This window comes from Pseudomonas baetica, from assembly GCF_051216495.1.
GTDB classification, from domain to species: Bacteria; Pseudomonadota; Gammaproteobacteria; order Pseudomonadales; family Pseudomonadaceae; genus Aquipseudomonas; species Aquipseudomonas baetica_B.
Genome location: NZ_JBPKAM010000003.1, coordinates 103,160 through 123,953, shown reverse-complemented (window position 1 = coordinate 123,953; position 20,794 = coordinate 103,160). Strand labels below are relative to the sequence as shown.

The following is a 20,794-nucleotide window of genomic DNA, read 5'->3' as shown; positions in this document are numbered from 1 at the left end:
CCTCTGTGGGAGCGAGCCTGCTCGCGATAGCGGTGGGTCAAACAACAGAAATGTTGAATGTGCCGTCCTCTTCGCGAGCAGGCTCGCTCCCACAGATGGACCATCGCAGGGCTCAGGGTCTTGGTGGCGGCGCCACTTTCTGCCCTTTCTCAACTGCCCAGCCCACCACCTGCGCCGTCAGTTGATCACTGGCCTGGCCAAACCCGGCCACCACCGCAGGCACCTTCACATCGCTCAATGGCTGGCGGACTTCAAAGCGCTTGCTGGCAAGGATGCGCTGGTCGTAACCGCGCACCAGCAGCGCATCCAGCCGCACGACGACACTGGCGGTACTGCCTTGATACTCCGTCTGAAACGCTTGCAGGCTGCCGCCTAACTCCAGGTCTGCCAGGAAGTTGCTGTCGTCGGTGCTAAGCAACGTCACCCGACCGTCGCGCTGGAAACCATCGAGCAGGCGATTGCGCAGCAGCACCGGTGCTGGGTCGCTCCAGCGCGAGCCCTTGTAGCTGCTGATCACGTCGCCCTGGGGGATGACGGCAATGTTCGGGCTGTTCAAGGCCTCGCTGGCCTGGGGTTTGTTCAGGCGCAACGACCAGCGCTGGGGCATGGATTGGCTGGCCGGTGCACTGGCTTGCCCCGAAGGTAGTCGATAGATTTCGAACGGCTCGGGCTTGGGCAGGATCGAGCAGGCGCCGATCAGCGTGAAGCTGGCGAGGAGGGCGAGTCGGTTCAGCTTCATGGGGTGAATTCCTTGTGCTTGTCACTGCCCAGCAGGTAACCGCTGGGGTCGGCCTCCAGGCGTCGCGAGATGGTGCGCAGCGAGATCAGGGTTTCGCGAAGCTCACGCACCGCAGGGGCCAGACCATTGAGGCCCTGCATGCCGCTATTGAGCGAGTCCTGATTGGCAGTGATCAGCTTGTTGATTGTCGCACTGCTCTGTTCCAGCGACTTCATGGCCTGCTCGGCACTGCCGATCATTTGCTTGCCATGTTCATTGAGCAGCCCGTTGGCATTGCGCATCAGCGCCGACGTCTGTTCCAGCATGGTGCCGGCCTGCTTGCCGACCGAAGCCAATTGCTGCATCGCTTGCCGAATATCTTCGCGCTGGTCGGCGATGGTGCCCGTAGTGACGTCCAGATGTTCGAGGATCTTGCTGATATGTTCGATGTTCTGCTCGGAAAACATCTGATTGGCGTTCTGCATCAGCGTGTTGACCCCAGACATCAAATCATTGCTGTCGTTGATCAAACGAGCGATGGGCGAGGGCTTGGCGATGATCACCGGTAGCTTGCCGCCCTTGCCCTTGAGCGTCGGACTCTGCGGCGTACCGCCACTGAGCTGGATGATCGAGGTCCCGGTAACGCCCGTCAGTGCCAGCTTGGCCTGGGTATCCTCCTTGACCGGTGTGTCGCCGGCCAACCGAATCCGCGCCAGTACCCGGCGTGGATCTTCCGGGTCCAAGCGCAGCGACACCACGTCGCCAACCTTGATCCCGCTGTATTGCACGGAGCTGCCGTTGGACAAACCGCTGACCGCCTCATTGAACACGACTTCGTAGTCCTTGAACTCGGTGTCGACGCTGGACTTGGCCAGCCACAGGCCGAAGAGCAGGGCGCCTGCCACCACAATCACAGTGAACAGGCCGATCAATACATGATGGGCTCGGGTTTCCATGTCAGACCTCGTTGAGCTGTTGAGCGGCACTCAGCGCCGCGCGGCCGCGAGGGCCATGGAAGTATTCGTGAATCCACGCGTCGTCGGTTTCCGAGACGACATCGATGGCATCGGCCACCAGCACTTTCTTCTGCGCCAGCACCGCCACCCGGTCGGTGATGGTGTAGAGCGTGTCGAGGTCGTGGGTCACCAGAAAAACGCTGAGGCCCAAGGCGTCGCGCAGGGTCAGGATCAATTGATCGAACGCGGCGGCGCCAATCGGATCGAGGCCGGCGGTGGGTTCGTCGAGAAACAGTATGTCCGGGTCCAATGCCAATGCCCGCGCCAGCGCCGCGCGCTTGATCATGCCGCCGGACAGGGACGCGGGGTATTTGTCCGCCGCCGACAGCGGCAACCCGGCGAGGGCCATTTTCACCGCCGCCAGGTGCTCGGCGTCGTCACGGCTCAAACCGGCGTGCTCAATCAGGGGCAGGGCGACGTTTTCGGTCACGGTCAGCGAAGAGAACAGGGCGCCTTTCTGGAACAGCACGCCGAAACGCCGCTCCACCAGCGAGCGCTCGTGCTCGGACAAACTCGGCAGGTTTTTACCGAAGACCTTCACCATGCCCTCGCTGGGCTGGCGCAAACCGACGATGCTGCGCAACAACACCGACTTGCCGCTGCCGGAGCCGCCGACCACGGCCAGGATCTCGCCTTTGTACAAATCCAGATCAAGGTTTTCATGCACGCTCTGGCGGCCGAAGCGATTGCACAGCCCACGGACTTCGATCACTGCCTCGGCGGGCGCTCGGGGAATTCGGCTCACCAACTGATCTCCATGAAAAACAGGGCGGCCACGGCGTCGAGCACGATCACCACGAAAATCGACTGCACCACGGCGGAGGTGGTGTGCGCGCCGACAGACTCGGCGCTGCCACTGACCTTGAAGCCTTCGAGGCAGCCAATGGCAGCGATCAGGAAAGCAAACACCGGCGCCTTGATCATGCCCACCAGAAAGTGCTGAACACCGATGTTCGATTGCAGCAGCGACAGGAACATTGCCGGGGAAATATCCAGCGACACCGCACACACCAGAGCCCCCCCGACAATCCCCGACACCATCGCCAGAAACGTCAGCATCGGCAGCGCCACCAGCAGCGCCAGGACCCTGGGCACCACCAGCAGCTCCATGGGATCGAGGCCCAGGGTGCGGATCGCGTCGATTTCTTCGTTGGCTTTCATCGAACCGATCTGCGCGGTAAAGGCACTGGCGGTTCGCCCGGCCATCAGGATCGCCGTCAGCAACACCGCGAACTCACGCAGGAAAGAGAAGGCCACCAGATGCACGGTGAACACCGTGGCACCGAAGTTGGCCAATACCGTCGCCCCAAGAAAGGCCACCACGGCGCCCACCAGAAAGGTCAGCAGGGCGACGATGGGCGCGGCGTCGAGGCCGGTCTGTTCAACGTGCGCGACCATCGACGTGACACGCCAGCGTTTAGGGTGAAACAGGCCTCGGACGATGGTTTCCAGAATCAAGCCGACGAAACCCAGCAATTGCAGGGTGTCCTGCCAGACCGTGTCCACCGCGCGACCGATGCGGGTCAGCAATTGAATGCCGACGCTGATTTCCGGCTCTTTGATCGGCACGCAGAAGTCCGTCAAGGAGCAATAGACCGTTTGTAGCAACGCGCGGTCGGCGCTCGAGAGCGTGCAATCGGGGTGCTCGGCGGATCGACCCAGGCGCTCGGAGCCCAGTAGCTCCACCAATAGCGAGGCTCCCGCCGTGTCGAGGGCGCCAAGACCATTGAGGTCGATGCGGGTGCTGTCGTCGTATTGCCCTTCGAGCTTTTCGCTCACGCGCTTGAGGTCGGCGTAATGGGCGAGCGTCCAGTCCCCCGTCACACATATCTGAGGCGGGGTGTGCGAGGTGTCCAGTCGGGCATTGCCGGCCACTGTGTCGCTGGTCATAAGCTCCGTGCTTTTTCGGCTATTTACGCTGACCTACGTAATAGCACGATCCGCACTACTTTTCTTTGATCGGTGTGCTGTCAGTGATCTTGAACCGCAGCACACCGATGACCTGGCCGTCTTCGGTCAACACCCGGACCTGCCATTTGCCGGCGGGGTTGCCGGGGAAGTTCTGCTTGTGGGTCCAGGCCCGGTAGCCTTCCTTGCGTCCGCCGTGGATGTCCAGGGCAATGCGGTCGACCTCTTTACCGTTGAACTGCCAGACGTGATAAATCCGCTCGTCGAGGCCGCGCGGGGCGTTGATGGCGGTGTAGGCGTACAACCCGTCTGAACGGATCTGCGCGGCGCTGACTTCCTCCAGGCTCTTGCCCGGGGTGCGGTCCTGCAATTGCGTGCTGATGGCCACGTCGGTCATCCATAGCGTCGCTGGCGGCACCCACGAACGCAGCACCCAGCCCATGCAGCCGATGCCAACGGTAATACACAGGATCGCCAGAGCGTTGCGTACCGTGCGGATCGGGAAGATCGAGGCCAGGCTTGGGAACGACAGCAACACAGCGATGCCCAGCGCCCATTTGAAACTTTGCGAAGTGGTGAGGTGCATGATCACCGGCAACGCAGTGAGCAGGGCGGCGAACAGGGTCAGGGTGTGCAACGCCAGGAACGCCCAGCGCCGGGGTGCCAGCCATTTGTAGTACAGCGGATCGGTGATGGAAATCAACGCCGCGATGCCCAACAACCCGGTGAAGAACAGTTGGCCGCTGTTCCAGGTGGTGGTGATGAAAAAGAACGGCAGGACGAAGAACAGGCTTTCCTGGTGAATCATCTGCGTCGCGTAACGCAGCAAGGGCTGGGGAATTTCCCGCTTGAAGACTTTGGTGAACAGCTTGGTCAGGCTGTTTTCCAGCATCAGCCAGACCCAGCTGATCAGCATGATGGTGGTGATCCAGCTGGCCAGGCCCTGCTGACGATCCACCAGCATGAAGCTGCCGACCCCGGAGATAAAACCACCGAGCGCAATGACCCCGGGGTAGCGCTTCATCAGTTCGAGGATGCGCTGTACGAGAAGGGTCAGGGTCGGCATTCGGCGGTTCACAGTAGTCGTAGGAAAAATCCTCGACAGGTTACCGTCGGCGGGGCGGTGTGGCGAGCATCTGCACGCTGTTAATTGTGGGAGCGAGCCTGCTCGCGAAGGCGGCGAGCCTGCCGGCATCATTGTTGAGTGACGCATCGTCTTCGCGAGCAGGCTCGCTCCCACAGGGTATGTGCATTACTTCCTGCGATGAAAACGCCAGGCCACCAGCCCCAGCACCATCAGTCCCAATACCCCGGCAATCGCCCATACAAACTGGTCATCACTGAGCAACGGCTTCTCGATCCGCACATACCCCGGTTGCAGAAGCAATTCGCGCATTGCCTTGTTCGCTTCCGCCAGGGTCACCGATTGCAGTTCCTTGACCGGGTTGGCAAATCGGCCGTCCTCGTAGTCCGCGAGGGCGCTCCAGTAATAATCGGCCAGCGCGCTGTTACCTTGTACGGCCCAGGCCTGGCGGGCGATGGCGGCTTGCTTGAGGCGGTTGAAGGTTTCGGCATTCAGGCCGTCCTTGAGCAAGTCGGCCTTCAATTCATCCAGCACCTTTTGTGCCTCGGCCACGTCGTCGCGCTCCAGATCGGCATTCAGACTCATGAAGCCGACACCACCGAACACTTCCCGCTCGGCCCACGGCCCGTAGGACAAGCCGTGCGCCAGGCGTAACTGGCGATACAGCGCCCAGTCCAGATAGTCCTTGAGCAGATCGAAGGTTTCGTCGTGCTGATCGTCCAGCACCGGTTCTGGTACCAGCCAGTGCAGCTTGGCCCCACCGCCGACAAAGCCGCGGGTCAGGCTGCGCTCATGGGCGGCGCTGGACTGAATTTGCGGAAGCGCCGGGTGGTCGGTCGGTTCGATCGGTTTCAGCCCGCCATAGGTGCGATCCAGATAAGCCGGCAACAAGCGGTCAAGATCGCCGACCACGATCAGCGTCATGTTGTTGGGCGCGTACCAATCCTTGCGCACTTTCTCCAGTTGTTCGCGGGTCAACTGATCGACCTCGGCGCGTTCCGGGCATTTGAGGCCCAGCTCCACGGCCAGTTGCTTGCTGGCGGTATGCCCAAGGTCCTGGCGATCGAGCCAGCGCTGCAAATGCGAGTAATGACCGCCGTCTTCTCGCTCGACCACTTGCTTGGCGGCGTTGATGGCGTTGTCATCGAATCGGGTCTGGGTCAGCAATGCCAGCAACAGGTCGAGGACCTTGCGCTGGTTTCTTGCCGGGGCTTCGATCACAAACGTGGTGTCGGCGTTACTGGTGAAGGCGTTCCATTCGCCACCCAGCGCTTGCATGCGCTCCTCCAGCCCACCTTCGCCACTGGCGTCGATGCCACTGAACAGCAGGTGTTCGAGCAAGTGGGGTAGCTCTTTCTCGCTACAGCCGAAATCATCGATACCGACGCCGATCACCAGCCGAATCGCCACGTGCCCGCGTTCCGCGCCGGGTTTGAGCAGCAATTGCAAACCGTTGCGCAGGGTGTAGCCCTCGACCTGGAAGCGATCCAGGGCAAGCGAGGGGAGCGAGCCGAGCAGCAAAAAGGCGAACAACAGGCAACGCATAAAGAGCTTCCAGGCAACCAATCGGAGATCCGTGTCGTCCTTCAGACCGCCTTCGCGAGCAGGCTCGCTCCCACCTTGGATTTGCGGGGTTCACAAAATCCATGTGGGAGCGAGCCTGCTCGCGAATGACCTTCAAGCCGAATCAATGTTACTGACTGATAGCAACGTTAGACGTTCAAGGCGAATGCGTGGTATCCGCCAAATCATCGACCGCCAGCGCACCGGTTTCGGACGTTTCCAACACCACATAAGCACTGCTGCAGAACAGCGAATTCAAACGTTTCATGTCAGCGATCAGCTCCAGATGCAGGGAACTGGTCTCAATACTCTGCACGATCTTACGTTGCAAACGGCTGACATGCGCATGGGCCAGGCGGCGCTCCTGTGCGCGAAAGCGACGCTTCTCGCGCAGCAACTGGCGGGCGCTTTCCTTGTCGGCGCTGAGAAACACCGACAAGCCCAGCCGCAAATTGGCAATCAACTGACTGTGCAATCCCGCCAATTCTTCCAGCCCCACCTCGGAAAACGAGCGCCGCTGGGAGGTTTTCTGCTGCTGAACCTTGCGCAACATGCGCTCGATCAGGTCACTGGCGAGTTTCAGATTGATCGCCAGCTCAATGATTTCGGCCCAGCGTCGGCTGTCCTGGTCGCTGAGATCTTCACGGGGCATTTGCGCCAGATACAGCTTGATGGCGCTATAGAGTGATTCCACATCATCCGTCAGGCGGCGCACTTCCTGAGTGACGGCAGTTTGTTTGCCGTGCAACACGTCCTGCATGGCTTCGAGCATGTTGTCGATCAGGTCGCCCATGCGCAGGGTTTCCCGTGCCGCATTGGCCAGCGCGAGGCTGGGTGTGGTCAGCGCAGTCAAGTCAAGGTGTCGGGGTTTAGCGGTGCCATTGGCTTGCGGGCGCTCCGGCAGCACCCACGCGCAGAACCTGGCCATCGGCCCGACGCTGGGCAACAGGATCAGACAGCGCGCCGTGTTGTAGAGCAAGTGGAAACCGATGACCATTTCCTGGGGGCTGAAGTCCAGGCTGTCGATCCAATGCACCAAGGGATCGAGCACCGGAATGATCAATAGCAGGCCGATCAGCTTGTACAACAGACTGCCCAACGCCACCTGACGCCCGGCCGCGTTCTGCATGCTGGTGCTGAGGAACGCGAGAACGCCACTGCCGATATTGGCGCCGATGACCAGGCCGAGGGCCACCGGCAGGCTGATCACCTTGGCACCAGCCAGGGTCGCGGTCAGCAGCACCGCCGCCAGGCTGGAGTAGGAAATCATGGCGAACAGTGCACCCATCAGGGCATCGAGCAGGATGTCGCCGGTCAGCGAGGCAAAGATGACCTTTACCCCTTTGGCATGGGTGATGGGGGCGGCGGCCTCGACAATCAGTTGCAGCGCCAGAATGATCAACCCCAGGCCGATCGCCACACGCCCCATCTGGCCCAGGCGGGTCTGCTTGCGCGACAGGAAGAAAATCACCCCGATGAAAATCAGCAGCGGCGACAGCCAGGACAGGTCAAAGGTCAGCACCCGCGCCATCAGCGCCGTACCGACATCGGCCCCGAGCATGGTCGACAGCGCCGGTGTCAATGCCATCAAGCCCTGACCGACGAAGGAGGTCACGAGCATCGCCGTGGCGTTGCTGCTCTGGACCATCGCCGTCACTGCGATCCCCGAAAGGAAGGCCAGCCAGCGCTTGGACATGTTTCGGCCAATGACGTGGCGCAGGTTGGAACCGTAGACCCGCAGAATGCCGGTTCGGACGATATGCGTGCCCCAAATCAGCAAGGCCACGGCTGAGAGCAAATTGAGCAGGGTGAGCATGACGGCCCCCTGTGGTGGTAGCGCCCCAAAGGAGCAAGTTGACGGTACCGCGCGACGTTCTACGAATTGTATTTAAGCTGTAGTTGGCTAACGGTCTGGGCGCCAGCATCGCATAGCTAAAGACGTGTTTGAAACAAAACTGTCATGAAAACAGCTTCATGCAGGCATGAAAAAGGGGCCCGAAGGCCCCTCGCATTTCGCTTTCTGTAGGAGCGAGCTTGCTCGCGATGGATGAATGCTCGCCGCGGGGTGTCAGGCGCCCAGCGTCATCGTTGACGACCATCGCGAGCAAGCTCGCTCCTACAGAGGTTTTGCGTTACTGCCCAGGAATATCCTTGCGCAGTTTCACTGGCTCCCGCTGCTTGCGTTTCTTCGCGATGGCGGTGCGCATCTTGATGTTGATCGCTTCCACAGCCAGCGAGAACGCCATGGCGAAGTAGACGTAGCCTTTCGGAATGTGCAGGTCCAGGGATTCGGCAATCAGCACGATACCAACCACCAGCAGGAACGACAGCGCCAGCATTTTCAGCGACGGATGCTTGTCGATGAACTCGCTGATAGTGCCCGAGGCCAGCATCATCACCAGCACCGCCACGACGATGGCCGCAACCATGACCGGCACATGGGACACCATGCCGACCGCGGTGATCACCGAGTCCAGGGAGAACACGATGTCGATGATCGCGATCTGGATGATGGTGTAAAGGAAGTTTCCGCCTTTGACACTCGGCTCGTCGTCGGTTTCGTCTTCGCCTTCCAGCGCGTGGTACATCTCTTGCGAGCTTTTCCACAGCAGGAACAGGCCACCGAAGAACAGGATCAGGTCACGCCCTGAAATACCCTGGCCGAACACTTCGAACAGGTCGGCAGTGAGGCGCATGACCCAAGTGATCGACAACAGCAACAGAATGCGTGTGACCATGGCCAGCGCCAGACCGAAAATCCGGGTGCGCGCCTGCATGTGCTTGGGCATGCGGCTGACCAGGATCGAAATCATGATGATGTTATCGATGCCCAGAACGATTTCCAGGGCGGTCAGGGTGAAGAAGGCAACCCAGATTTCAGGGTTGGTCAGCCATTCCATGAGTATTCCTTTGAGCGAGTGTTAAACCACAAGGGGTCCGGGCTTCGAACAGCGAAGCCTGGACCCCGTGTGGTGAGTCTTGGGCTTAGAGCGTGCTGAACAGCGGAAAAATCCCCATCAGCAACGCGGCAACCAGTATGCACATGCACACCAGCACTGCCCACTTCAGGGTGAAGCGCTGGTGATCACCAAAATCGATCCCGGCCAGGGCCACCAACAGGTAAGTCGATGGTACCAACGGGCTCAGCAAGTGGACGGGCTGACCGACGATCGAGGCACGTGCCATTTCCACCGCGGTTATACCGTAGTGGCTGGCGGCTTCGGCAAGTACCGGTAACACGCCGTAATAAAATGCATCGTTCGACATGAAAAAGGTGAACGGCATGCTCACCAGTGCCGTGATCACGGCCAGGTACGGGCCGAGGAAATCCGGGATCACCGACAACAGGCTTTTCGACATGGCATCGACCATACCGGTGCCCGACAGGATACCGGTGAAGATACCCGCGGCAAAGATCAGCCCGACCACTGCCAGCACACTACCGGCGTGGGCCGCGACGCGATCCTTCTGCTGTTGCAGGCAAGGATAGTTGACGATCATCGCGATACTGAAGGCCACCATGAACAGCACCGGCAGCGGCAACAGGCCGGCGATCAGGGTGCACATCAGCGCCAGGGTCAGGGCGCCGTTGAACCAGATCAGGCTCGGGCGGCGGGCATCCGGGAACTGCGAAACACTGATTTCACTGTGATCGATTTCATCGCCGACCAGGTGCAGTTCACCCAGACGGGCACGTTCACGTTTGCCGTAGAAATAAGCGATCGCCAGGATGGCCACCACGCCGGCAGCCATTGCCGGGATCATCGGAACGAAGATGGCCGACGGATCCACGTGCAGCGCACTGGCCGCACGGGCAGTCGGGCCACCCCATGGGGTCATGTTCATCACGCCGCCGGCGAGGATGATCAGACCGGCCATGATCCGCGGGCTCATGCCGATGCGGCTGTAGAGCGGCAGCATGGCCGCCACGCAGATCATGTAAGTGGTCGCGCCGTCACCATCAAGGGAAACGACCAGGGCCAGCACGGCGGTGCCGACCGACACTTTCAACGGGTCACCCTTGACCATTTTCAGGATCTTGCGCACGGCCGGGTCGAACAGGCCGGAGTCGATCATCAGGGCGAAGTAGAGAATGGCGAACATCAGCATCACGCCGGTCGGCGCGAGCTTGGTGATGCCTTCGAGCATCATCGGGCCGATTTTCGGGCCGAAACCACCGAACAGGGCGAAGACGATCGGGATGATGATCAGGGCGATCAGCGCGGACAGGCGCTTGGTCATGATCAAGAACATGAAGGTGATGACCATGGCGAAGCCAAGGAAAGTCAGCATGGGAATACTCCAGGCGTAGCGCAGCTAGGGAATGGGCGGACCGGGTCGGATCAGCGCAAAACGGGAAGCACGAGACGTACGGGTGGAGTTGTGGCGAAGCGGCGGGTAAAGGACATCAGGATCACCATTGTTGTTGTTAAATGGACCTGGCGAGCAATCGAACACTCGCATTGGCCAACCGGTCTGTTGCCGGCAGTGAGGGCGATCCTAATCGGGGAAGCTTTCAGCCAGCTTTCGCCAATGAAAGCGTTGACCGGAAGTACAACCGGTCGTCGGACCAGGGGCAGGGAGGTGGACCGGGTCGAGCCCTTCGCGAGCAGGCTCGCTCCCACCTTGAAATGCATACCCCCTGTGGGAGCGAGCCTGCTCGCGAAGGCGTCAGAGAGAACACATCGGAGGAAAAGGCATGGCCAACATCCACACCGGCGGTTGCCATTGCGGACAACTGCGCTACCAGATCAGCGGGCCCTTGCACGACATCGCCCACTGCCATTGCTCGATTTGCCGACGGGTCAGTGGCGGCATTGTCACCACCTGGATCACCGTGTCCGCGTCAGCCTTTCAATGGCTGGTCGGGAAACCGACGCGCTACAACTCCTCATCGACCTGCGCGCGTTACTTCTGCGGCCACTGCGGGGCGCAACTGGCATTGGTGACACACTTGAGCCCTGAGAGCATCGACGTGACCATCGCAACCCTCGACCACCCCGAGCTGGCGCCGGCCGAGCGGCACATCTGGACTGATAGCCGCTTGCCGTGGCTGCACCTGGACGAGCATTTGCCCGGCGAGCCGGAAGAAACCTTATAAACTTAGATTAAGCCTGATCAAAAAATAGACAGATCCAGCGGGCGAATCGCCCCCATCCAGATCGCGTGCTCGCTGTGGTCCAGCAGATCGTCGCCGGTGTCCGGGTGCAAGAACACCACCAACCCCTTGCGGTTGAGCGCAAGCCACGGCAGCACGTCGCCGATCAACTCCGGTCCGAAGGCCAGTTGGCAACTCCAGTCTGGATGCGGGCCCACCGGGCGCTCGTGCACGCGACCCATTTTCAGTGGGAACAACCGCGCGGCTTGCTCGCACAAGGCTCGGGCCTGGTCGATGGTGCTGGCGTCGAAATATACGTGGGCGTGGTAGCCCTTGATCCGTTGCATGGGAATTCCTCTAGAGCCGAGTCGAACCCTCACCGTTTCCCGCAGGTCACACGCCATATACCCCCGCAGACATCGGAGACCGGCCATGAAAAATGCAGAAACCCCGGTAGTGAAAGTGGTGCTCTATGGTGCCATGAGTAGCCTGGGCAGTGCGCTGATGGCCGAGATGCTGCGACGCCAGCATGAAGTGATCGCCATTCTCGATGAAATGACAGCACTCGCACCGCGTCCGGGTCTGCGCACCAAAACCGGCGATCTGTTCGAAGCTGAACGGGTCAAGCAAAGCGTGGCTGGCAGTTCGGCGGTCATCTGTCTACTGGACGCACCCGGATTGCCGTTCAACAGTGAACACGTTGAAAAAAATATCGTGCCCGGGCCGGTCGAGCAGGTGTTGGCGGCGGACGCGTTGATCGATGGCATGCAGGCGGCGGGCATTTCCCGATTGTTTCTGGTGGGAGATTTCGAGGTACTGGACGACCCGGACACATTCGAGCCTCTGCAACGTCACGCCGCCGAGGAAATCCGCGAGGCTCTGCAAAGCAGCTCCCTGCGGTGGACGCTGGTGAATGCGCCGCGAGGCGTGCCCGGATTGACCCTCGAGCATTTCAGTCGGGCCAGCAGCCATGCAGAGCCAGGCCTGGCCGAACCGATCGAACGCCTGGCCCGGACGGCCGTGGGGATCGCCGATGAGTTACATCTGAACCTGCATATTGGCGAGCACGTCAGTTTCGTCGCGACTGATAGTTAAACGGCGATAGACGGAAATTTCAGGCCATTGAGCGATTGTGCACTGCTGGCCTGCTCGGCCATCAACCAATCGACAAACCGCTGAATCAACGCACCGCGCCGTTTACGCTGGGGCAGCACCACGTAATACCCGAGCCTGGACATTACGGTTTCGGCTATCGGGCGGCACAACAATCCTTGCGCCAGCAAGTTATCCACAAGGTGCCGCCAACCGATGGCCACCCCCTGACCACCAATCGCGGCCTGAATCAGCAAGGTGTAATTATCGAAGCGCAGCTGCCCCGGGGCGGGAGGCGAGGTAATCCCCAGCTCGCGGAAAACGCCACTCCAGTCAAACCAATTGCTGCTGTGCTCGCCACGCAAATGCAGCAGTGGAAGTTCCAGCAGCGCCTGGGCAGGCAAGGGCAGGGGACGCTCATTCAGTAGTTGCGGGCTGCATACCGGGAACACTTCTTCGCTGAACAACCAATGACTTTCACCCTGTTTGAAGCGGCCATCGCCGAACAACACCGCCACATCGATATCGGTGCGCAGCATGTTGTGGCTACGCTCGCTGGTCACGAGGCTGACATCCACTTGTGGATTGGCCGCGTGAAACCGGTGCAAGCGCGGCATCAACCAGTAGGCGGCAAAGGCGAAGTCGGTGGCGACCTGGAGCACTTCGTGCTGTTGCTGTGCGCTGATCGCGCTTAACCCAGCGTCGATTTGCTGCAAACCGAGCTGAACCTGCTCGAAAAGGATTATTCCGGCCTCGGTCAGCTCAATGCCGCGATAGATGCGATCAAACAAACGGGTCGCGAGCTGCTCCTCCAGCCGTTTGATCTGCTGACTGATGGCCGGTTGCGTGGTACCCAGCTCAACCGCTGCTGCAGTGAAGCTGCGTTGCCGAGCCGCGGATTCGAAGGCGCGCAGCAAATCCAGGGACAGGTCACCGAGAGCGTCATACATAAGCTGTACTTATCCTAGTCATTGCCGTGCATGGGCTTTACCACAAAGTGCACGGGTTTCATCCTCGATCCCAGCACTCTCGCATAATCATCCACTATGGAATGCCGCGATCACATGAAGCGCAAGAACATTCTTTTCATCATGGCCGATCAAATGGCCGCGCCAATGTTGCCGTTCTACGGCCCTTCGCCTATCAAACTGCCGAATTTGAGCCGCCTCGCCGCCGAAGGCGTGGTGTTCGACGCTGCCTATTGCAACAGTCCGCTGTGCGCGCCGTCGCGTTTTACCCTGGTCAGCGGCCAGTTGCCGAGCAAGATCGGCGCCTACGACAACGCCGCGGATTTCCCTGCCGATGTACCGACCTATGCCCACTACCTGCGTCGTCTCGGTTATCGCACCGCACTCTCGGGCAAGATGCATTTCTGCGGCCCGGACCAGCTGCACGGCTACGAAGAACGCCTGACCAGCGATATCTATCCCGCCGACTACGGCTGGGCGGTGAACTGGGATGAGCCAGACGTGCGCCCAACCTGGTATCACAACATGTCGTCGGTGCTGCAAGCGGGGCCTTGCGTGCGCACCAACCAACTGGATTTCGATGAAGAAGTGGTGTTCAAGGCGCAGCAATACCTGTTCGATCACATTCGCGAGGATGGCGACCAGCCGTTTTGCCTGACGGTCTCGATGACCCACCCGCACGACCCGTACACCATTCCCAAGGCTTTTTGGGACCTGTACGACGATGCCGACATCCCGTTGCCGACAACCCCGGATCAGGATGATCTCGACCCGCATTCCCAACGTCTGCTCAAGGTCTATGACCTGTGGGATAAGCCGCTGCCTGTGGATAAGATTCGCGACGCACGCCACGCCTATTTCGGAGCCTGCAGCTATATCGACAGCAACGTCGGCAAACTCCTGCAAACGCTCGAAGATACCGGGCTGATCGATGACACCATCATCGTATTCTCCGGCGACCATGGCGATATGCTAGGCGAGCGTGGCCTCTGGTACAAAATGCACTGGTACGAAATGGCCGCGCGGGTGCCCCTGTTGATAAGTGCACCGGGACAGTTCGGAGCCGGTCGGGTCAGCGCCTCGGTATCCACAGCCGACCTGCTGCCGACCTTTGTCGAACTGGCCGGCGGCTCACTGGAACCGGGCCTGCCGCTGGATGGACGCTCGCTGGTCCCGCATCTGCAAGGGCAGGGCGGTCATGACGAAGTGTTTGGCGAATACATGGCCGAAGGCACCATCGGCCCTTTGATGATGATTCGCCGTGGCAACTACAAATTTATCTACAGCGAAGGCGACCCTTGCCTGCTCTTCGATGTGCGCAATGATCCGCGCGAACTGGAAGAACTCAGCCACTCGTCGCAACATCGCCATATTTTCGACGATTTTCTGGCCGAAGCACGAGCCAAATGGGACATTCCGGCGATCCACCACCAGGTGCTCGCGAGCCAGCGGCGTCGGCGTTTCGTCGCCGAAGCCCTGACCATCGGCAAGCTGAAGAGCTGGGATCACCAGCCGCTGGTGGACGCCAGTCAGCAGTACATGCGCAACCACATCGACCTTGATGATCTGGAGCGTAAAGCACGTTATCCACAACCCTGCCAAAACCAATAATGTTAAGGGGAAGTCCATGCAAAGGTTATCCACAGTACTGACGGTCGGGCTATTGGCGCTGGGCAGTGCATCGGTGTATGCCGATCAAGGCTGCGAGACAGTGAAGATGGCTGACCCTGGCTGGAGCGACATCGCCGCCACCAACGCCATCACCGGGTTTCTGCTGGATGGCATGGGCTACAAGGCCAAGGTCGACACCCTCGCGGTGCCGATCACCTTTGGCGGCCTCAAGGACGGTCAGGTCGATGTGTTCCTGGGCAACTGGATGCCGGCGCAACAGGGCTTCTACGACAAGTTCGTGGCCACCGGCGATGTCACGCAACTGGCGAAAAACCTCGACGGCACCGAATTCACCCTCGCGGTACCGGACTATGTCTGGGACGCGGGTGTGCATAACTTTGCCGACCTGAACAAGTACGCGGACAAATTCGACCACAAGATCTACGGCATCGGCTCCGGCGCACCGGCCAACCTTTCCCTGCAAGAGATCATCAAGAAAAACGATTTCGACATGGGCCAATGGAAGCTGATCGAGTCCAGTGAACAGGCGATGCTGGCCGAAGTGTCTCGCGCGGTGAAGAAACAGAAATTCGTCACCTTCCTCGGCTGGACCCCGCACCCGATGAACGTGCAGCTGAAAATGCACTACCTCAAAGGCGGCGAGCAGTACTTCGGCGACACTGGCAGCGTTCATACCCTGACCCGCAAAGGCTATGCACAGGCCTGTCCGAACGTCGGCAAGCTGCTGACCAACCTGAGTTTCACTCAGGAGATGGAGAACAGCATCATGGCTGAGGTGGTCAACAAGAAAGTCAGCAATGCCGACGCGGCCAAGGCGTGGATCAAGGCCAACCCGGCGGTGCTGGATAAATGGCTTGATGGCGTGAAAACCGTGGATGGCAAGGATGCGTTGCCAGTAGTAAAAGCCAAGCTGTAAACCTGCTCCTTATGGGAGGACACATTGTGGCGAGGGGATTTATCCCCGTTGGACTGCGCAGCAGTCCCATTTTTTGGGGCCGCTTCGCAACCCAACGGGGATAAATCCCCTCGCCACAGGATGCTCGCTTATCATCATGACCGCGCCGTCCTGATATTTATTGTGCAAAACCCCGACCGAGAGGCTTCATGGCCCTTCCCAGCCGCCATTCACTCTTCCCCTTCCTCAGCTGGTTGCCCCGGCAAACCCGCGCCAGCGTCGGTCGTGACCTGATCGTCGGCCTCAGCGGCGCGATTCTCGCCTTGCCGCAATCCATCGCTTACGCCCTGATCGCCGGTCTCCCGCCGGAATACGGTTTATACGCGGCAATCATCCCGGTACTGATCGCTTGTCTCTGGGGTTCATCGTGGCATTTGATCTGCGGTCCTACAGCCGCGATCTCCATTGTCCTGTATGCCAGCGTCAGTCCTCTCGCCGTACCGGCGACACAGGACTACGTGACCTTGATCCTGCTGCTGACGCTTTTGGCCGGTATCTTCCAGTGGTTGCTCGGGTTGCTGCGATTTGGCGCACTGGTGAATTTCGTCTCCCACTCGGTGGTGCTCGGATTCACCCTCGGCGCGGCGGTGGTCATTGCCATCGGCCAGTTGCCCAACCTGCTGGGACTGGATTTGCCTAGCCAGGCCACCGCGCTGGACAGTTTCATCACCCTGTTCAAACACCTCGCCGAAGTCGATCAACCCTCGCTGGCACTGGGGCTGGCGACTGTAATAGTGGGAATCATCCTCAAGCTATGGTTGCCACGCTGGCCGACGCTATTGATAACCCTGGTGCTCGGCGCGCTGCTGGTCTGGCTCTGGCCCTCGATGTTCGGCCATGTCGAGTTGGTCAGTGCCTTCACCGGCAAGTTGCCGCCCTTCAGCCCTTTACCGCTGGACCTGGACTTGATCCTGCGCCTGCTGCCGAGCGCAGTGGCGGTGGGCATGCTTGGGCTGGTCACCAGCCTGTCGATTGCCCGCTCACTGTCCGCACGCTCGCAGCAGTTGCTCGACGCCAATCAGGAAGTCCGCGCCCAGGGTTTGTCCAATATCGTCGGTGCGTTTTTTTCCGGATCGCTATCGGCCGGTTCTTTCACTCGCTCGGGCCTGAGTTATGAAGCAGGGGCTTGCTCGCCGCTGGCGGGGATTTTTTCGGCATTGTGGGTGGCACTGTTCGCGATCTTCGGGGCGCAGTTGATTGCGCACATTCCGATTCCGGCCATGGCCGGCAGCATTTTATTGATCGCCTGGGGCTTGGTGGACCACCGCGGCATTCGCGCATTGCTGCGAGTCAGCCGCGCCGAATTCGTGGTCATGGCGCTGACCTGTGTCGCCACGTTGCTGCTGGAACTGCAAACGGCCATTTATGCCGGGGTGCTGGCGTCGCTGTTCTTTTACCTCAAGCGCACCTCGCAACCACGGGTACAACACGTACGCGACGGCGAAGAGGATATTTTGCGGGTGGGCGGTTCGATCTTTTTCGGTGCCAGCCACTATCTGCAGGTCCGCCTGCAACGGATGCACGGTGCTCGCGTGGTGATCGAGGCGCAGCAGATCAACTTCATCGACTATTCAGGGGTGGAAATGCTGCATCAGGAGGCGCGACGGCTATTGCGCCAGGATCGCAGCCTGACCCTGCGCCGGGCACGTCCGCAGGTGGTGGAAGAGCTGAGGAAGCTTGAAGGGGCGGAGAAATGTCCGATCAGGTTTGAGGATTGAAATACCGATCCCTGTAGGAGCGAGCTCGCTCGCGATGGTCGCGAACGATAACGCGTGAAACCAGATGCCCAGCGGCGCCCGTGGGTTCATCGCGAGCGAGCTCGCTCCTACAGGGGATTACAGGGCCAACTGCCGGCGAAGCTCGGCCAATACTGGTGCCGTATCCGGCCGCACCCCGCGCCACAGGAAGAACGCCTCCGCCGCCTGTTCGGCGAGCATCCCCAAACCGTCCATCGATACCGCTGCGCCATGCTCGCTCGCCCAGCGACAGAACGAGGTCGGCTCCTTGCCGTACATCATGTCGTAGCACACTGTTTTACCCGGTTCGATCAGGCTGGCGGCAATCGGCGGCACATCGCCGGACAAACTCGCGGATGTCGCATTGATGATCAGGTCCACCGATTCCTGCAACCAGTCGTAACCGCTGGCCGATACAGGTCCCAGATCGCAGAACAGCTCCGCCAGCAACTCGGCCTTGTCCACCGTACGGTTGGCAATGATCACCGACGCCGGCTGCTCGGCCAGCAACGGTTCCAGCGCGCCGCGCACCGCGCCGCCGGCACCGAGCAGCAGGATGCGCTTGCCCTTGAGGCTGAACCCGGCGTTGACCGTCAGGTCCCGCACCAGACCGGCGCCGTCGGTATTGTCACCCAGCAGGCTGCCGTCGTCCTGCTTGCTCAGGGTATTTACCGCACCCGCCCGCTGTGCCCGCGCGGTCAGGTTGTCCGCCAGGCGATAGGCTTCTTCCTTGAACGGAACCGTTACATTCGCTCCGCGACCTTCGAGGAAAAATGCCCGGGCGCAGCCGGAAAAATCGTCGAGGGGGGCCAGCAAAGTGCTGTAGTCGAGTTTCTGCGCGGTCTGTTCGGCGAACAGGCGATGAATCAGTGGCGACTTGCTGTGGCCAATCGGGTTACCGAAAACGACATAACGGTCCATCAATAATCCTCGTTCAGGCCTCGGCCAACCAGTCGCGGTCTTGCAGGAAGTACTCAGTCAGGCGCGCCTCTTCGCTGCCGGGCTCGACTTTCCAATCGTAACCCCAGCGTACCTGCGGGGGCAGGGACATGAGAATCGACTCGGTACGCCCGCCCGATTGCAGGCCGAACAGGGTGCCACGGTCATAAACCAGGTTGAACTCGACGTAGCGCCCACGGCGATACTCCTGGAACTCCCGCTGTTGGGCTGTGAAGGCATCGTGCTTGCGACGCTGCACGATCGGCAGATAAGCATCGATATACGCATCACCAATGGCACGCATGAAAGCGAAACTGGTGTCGAAGTCCCACTCGTTCAGATCATCGAAAAACAGCCCGCCAATGCCTCGTGGCTCATGGCGATGCTTGATGTGGAAATAGCTGTCGCACCAGGCTTTGTAACGCGGGTAGACGTCCGGGCCAAACGGCGCGCAGGCCTGCTCGGCAATCCGGTGCCAGTGCACACAGTCATCGATGTTGCCGTAGTACGGCGTCAGGTCGAAACCACCGCCGAACCACCAGACCGGCTCTTCGCCTTCTTTTTCAGCGATGAAAAAACGCACGTTGGCGTGGGACGTCGGTACGTGCGGGTTGTGCGGATGGATCACCAGCGACACGCCCAGGGCTTCGAAGCCACGCCCGGCCAGTTCCGGCCGATGAGCACTGGCGGACGGTGGTAGGCCACTGCCGAAGACATGGGAAAAGTTGACGCCGCCTTTTTCGATGACCGCACCGTTTTCGATCACCCGCGTCCGCCCGCCACCGCCGGCAGGCCGGGTCCAGGCATCTTCGACAAAGCGCGTGCCGCCGTCTTCGGCTTCCAGTGCAGCGCAAATGCGGTCTTGCAGGTCGAGCAGATAGGCTTTTACGGCCTCGGTGCGGGTAGTCATGGCATCACCTTGGATCGGGCAAAGGCACGCGGCGCTCTAAAAGGCCGGTGGCAAATTGCTGCGTAGGATAACACTGCACCTTGGTCTGTCGCAGTTGACGAAGATCAACCTTAGGAGTCCGATAGGGCGCTTGGTAAATGACCTCAGGAGAGTGCAGATGGCAAAGCGTATCCAGTTCCGTGCCCATGGCGGCCCCCAAGTGCTCGAGTATGTGGATTACCAACCCGCCGAGCCTGGTCCGCAGCAGGTTCGCGTGAGCAACAAGGCCATCGGCCTGAACTTCATCGACACCTATTACCGCAGCGGCCTCTATCCGCCACCGTCCCTGCCATCGGGCGTGGGCTCGGAAGGCGCAGGTGTGGTGGAAGCGATTGGCAGCGAAGTCACCCGGTTCAAGGTCGGTGATCGCGTGGCGTATGGCAGCGGTCCCTTGGGTGCCTACAGCGATGTGCACGTCTTGCCCGAGGCCAATCTGGTCCACCTCCCGGACGCCATCAGCTTCGAACAGGCAGCCGGAGTCATGCTCAAAGGCCTGACCGTGCAATACCTGCTGCGTCAGACTTATGAACTCAAGGGTGGCGAAACCATCCTGTTCCACGCTGCGGCCGGTGGCGTTGGCTCTTTGGCCTGCCAGTGGGCCAAGGCGTTGGGCGTCAAGTTGATCGGCACCGTGAGCTCGCCAGAAAAAGCCGCACTGGCCAAGGAAAACGGTGCCTGGGCGACCATCGACTACAGCCATGAGAACGTCGCGCAACGCGTATTGGAATTGACCGACGGCAAAAAAGTCCCGGTGGTATACGACGGCGTGGGCAAGGACACCTGGCTGACTTCACTCGACAGCGTCGCTCCACGGGGATTGGTGGTGAGCTTCGGCAACGCATCTGGCGCAGTGGATGGCGTAAACCTGGGGATTTTGGCGGCGAAAGGCTCGCTGTACGTGACCCGGCCAACGTTGGGCACCTACGCCAACAATGCTGAAAACCTGCAGCGCATGGCCGATGAGCTGTTCGAGATGATCATCAGCGGCAAGTTGAAGGTGGACATCAGCCAGCGTTATCCACTGGCTGAAGCGGCGAAGGCACAGACCGAGTTGTCGGCACGGCGCACGACGGGCTCGGTTGTGTTATTGCCTTAAGGACGCTTTCGCAAGCAGGCTCGCTCCCACATGGGTTATG

General features: G+C 60.3%; 19 protein-coding genes. 6 read left to right on the top strand and 13 right to left on the bottom strand.

What is annotated here, in order from left to right:
* Positions 1-112: 112 nt before the first annotated feature.
* The 9 genes from ACSFE6_RS03015 to ACSFE6_RS02975 form a co-directional block, all read right to left on the bottom strand.
* Positions 113-739, bottom strand: coding sequence for an ABC-type transport auxiliary lipoprotein family protein (locus ACSFE6_RS03015; RefSeq protein ID WP_435426198.1), 627 nt, complete (start codon positions 737-739; stop codon positions 113-115).
* Positions 736-1,674, bottom strand: a complete 939-nt coding sequence (locus ACSFE6_RS03010; RefSeq protein ID WP_435426197.1) for an MlaD family protein — start codon at positions 1,672-1,674, stop codon at positions 736-738. The genes ACSFE6_RS03015 and ACSFE6_RS03010 overlap by 4 nt, the downstream gene beginning before the upstream one ends.
* A gap of 1 nt (position 1,675) precedes the next feature.
* On the bottom strand, positions 1,676-2,479 hold the full coding sequence (locus ACSFE6_RS03005) for an ABC transporter ATP-binding protein (RefSeq protein WP_435426196.1): 804 nt from the start codon (positions 2,477-2,479) through the stop codon (positions 1,676-1,678).
* Entirely contained in the window at positions 2,476-3,624 is a 1,149-nt protein-coding gene (locus ACSFE6_RS03000; RefSeq protein WP_435426195.1) for an MlaE family lipid ABC transporter permease subunit, read from the bottom strand. Before ACSFE6_RS03000 ends, ACSFE6_RS03005 begins: the two co-directional genes overlap by 4 nt.
* Positions 3,625-3,679: 55 nt before the next feature.
* Positions 3,680-4,708, bottom strand: a complete 1,029-nt coding sequence (locus tag ACSFE6_RS02995) for a DUF5924 family protein (protein WP_435426194.1) — start codon at positions 4,706-4,708, stop codon at positions 3,680-3,682.
* Positions 4,709-4,894: 186 nt separating this feature from the next.
* Positions 4,895-6,271: a M16 family metallopeptidase gene (locus ACSFE6_RS02990; protein ID WP_435426193.1), complete on the bottom strand. Its 1,377-nt coding sequence runs from the start codon at positions 6,269-6,271 to the stop codon at positions 4,895-4,897.
* A gap of 175 nt (positions 6,272-6,446) precedes the next feature.
* A complete protein-coding gene (locus ACSFE6_RS02985) occupies positions 6,447-8,105 on the bottom strand; it encodes a Na/Pi cotransporter family protein (protein WP_435426192.1) in 1,659 nt (552 codons plus the stop codon).
* 316 nt (positions 8,106-8,421) lie between these two features.
* On the bottom strand, positions 8,422-9,189 hold the full coding sequence (locus ACSFE6_RS02980) for a TerC family protein (protein ID WP_435426191.1): 768 nt from the start codon (positions 9,187-9,189) through the stop codon (positions 8,422-8,424).
* Between the two features lie 85 nt (positions 9,190-9,274).
* Positions 9,275-10,582: a CitMHS family transporter gene (locus ACSFE6_RS02975; RefSeq protein ID WP_435426190.1), complete on the bottom strand. Its 1,308-nt coding sequence runs from the start codon at positions 10,580-10,582 to the stop codon at positions 9,275-9,277.
* A gap of 406 nt (positions 10,583-10,988) precedes the next feature.
* Between ACSFE6_RS02975 and ACSFE6_RS02970 the strand changes: the two genes are divergently transcribed.
* Positions 10,989-11,390 (top strand): GFA family protein, encoded by a 402-nt coding sequence (locus tag ACSFE6_RS02970; protein ID WP_435426189.1) that lies wholly within the window; start codon positions 10,989-10,991, stop codon positions 11,388-11,390.
* Positions 11,391-11,407: 17 nt separating this feature from the next.
* Here ACSFE6_RS02970 and ACSFE6_RS02965 read toward each other — a convergent pair whose 3' ends face one another.
* A complete protein-coding gene (locus ACSFE6_RS02965; protein ID WP_435426188.1) occupies positions 11,408-11,734 on the bottom strand; it encodes a DOPA 4,5-dioxygenase family protein in 327 nt (108 codons plus the stop codon).
* 85 nt (positions 11,735-11,819) lie between these two features.
* Between ACSFE6_RS02965 and ACSFE6_RS02960 the strand changes: the two genes are divergently transcribed.
* A complete protein-coding gene (locus tag ACSFE6_RS02960; protein ID WP_435426187.1) occupies positions 11,820-12,482 on the top strand; it encodes an NAD(P)-dependent oxidoreductase in 663 nt (220 codons plus the stop codon).
* On the opposite strand, the gene ACSFE6_RS02955 is transcribed toward ACSFE6_RS02960, so the two are convergent.
* Complete coding sequence (locus tag ACSFE6_RS02955; protein WP_435426186.1) at positions 12,479-13,429, bottom strand: choline sulfate utilization transcriptional regulator; 951 nt, start codon at positions 13,427-13,429, stop codon at positions 12,479-12,481. The genes ACSFE6_RS02960 and ACSFE6_RS02955 overlap by 4 nt on opposite strands.
* 114 nt (positions 13,430-13,543) lie before the next feature.
* On the opposite strand from ACSFE6_RS02955, the gene betC reads away from it, so the two are divergent.
* From betC to ACSFE6_RS02940, 3 genes are all read left to right on the top strand, one after another.
* On the top strand, positions 13,544-15,058 hold the full coding sequence (gene betC / locus ACSFE6_RS02950; RefSeq protein ID WP_435426185.1) for a choline-sulfatase: 1,515 nt from the start codon (positions 13,544-13,546) through the stop codon (positions 15,056-15,058).
* Between the two features lie 16 nt (positions 15,059-15,074).
* Positions 15,075-15,995 carry a choline ABC transporter substrate-binding protein gene (gene choX / locus ACSFE6_RS02945; protein ID WP_435426184.1) on the top strand — a complete coding sequence of 307 codons (921 nt, stop codon included), beginning with the start codon at positions 15,075-15,077 and terminating at the stop codon, positions 15,993-15,995.
* A gap of 188 nt (positions 15,996-16,183) precedes the next feature.
* Complete coding sequence (locus ACSFE6_RS02940) at positions 16,184-17,752, top strand: SulP family inorganic anion transporter (RefSeq protein ID WP_435426183.1); 1,569 nt, start codon at positions 16,184-16,186, stop codon at positions 17,750-17,752.
* A gap of 117 nt (positions 17,753-17,869) precedes the next feature.
* Here ACSFE6_RS02940 and aroE read toward each other — a convergent pair whose 3' ends face one another.
* Together aroE and hemF are read right to left on the bottom strand one after the other, a co-directional pair.
* Positions 17,870-18,691: a shikimate dehydrogenase gene (aroE, locus tag ACSFE6_RS02935; protein WP_435426182.1), complete on the bottom strand. Its 822-nt coding sequence runs from the start codon at positions 18,689-18,691 to the stop codon at positions 17,870-17,872.
* Between the two features lie 13 nt (positions 18,692-18,704).
* Positions 18,705-19,619: an oxygen-dependent coproporphyrinogen oxidase gene (gene hemF, locus ACSFE6_RS02930; RefSeq protein WP_435426181.1), complete on the bottom strand. Its 915-nt coding sequence runs from the start codon at positions 19,617-19,619 to the stop codon at positions 18,705-18,707.
* A gap of 157 nt (positions 19,620-19,776) precedes the next feature.
* On the opposite strand from hemF, the gene ACSFE6_RS02925 reads away from it, so the two are divergent.
* Positions 19,777-20,754 (top strand): NADPH:quinone reductase, encoded by a 978-nt coding sequence (locus tag ACSFE6_RS02925; protein ID WP_435426180.1) that lies wholly within the window; start codon positions 19,777-19,779, stop codon positions 20,752-20,754.
* Positions 20,755-20,794: the final 40 nt, after the last annotated feature.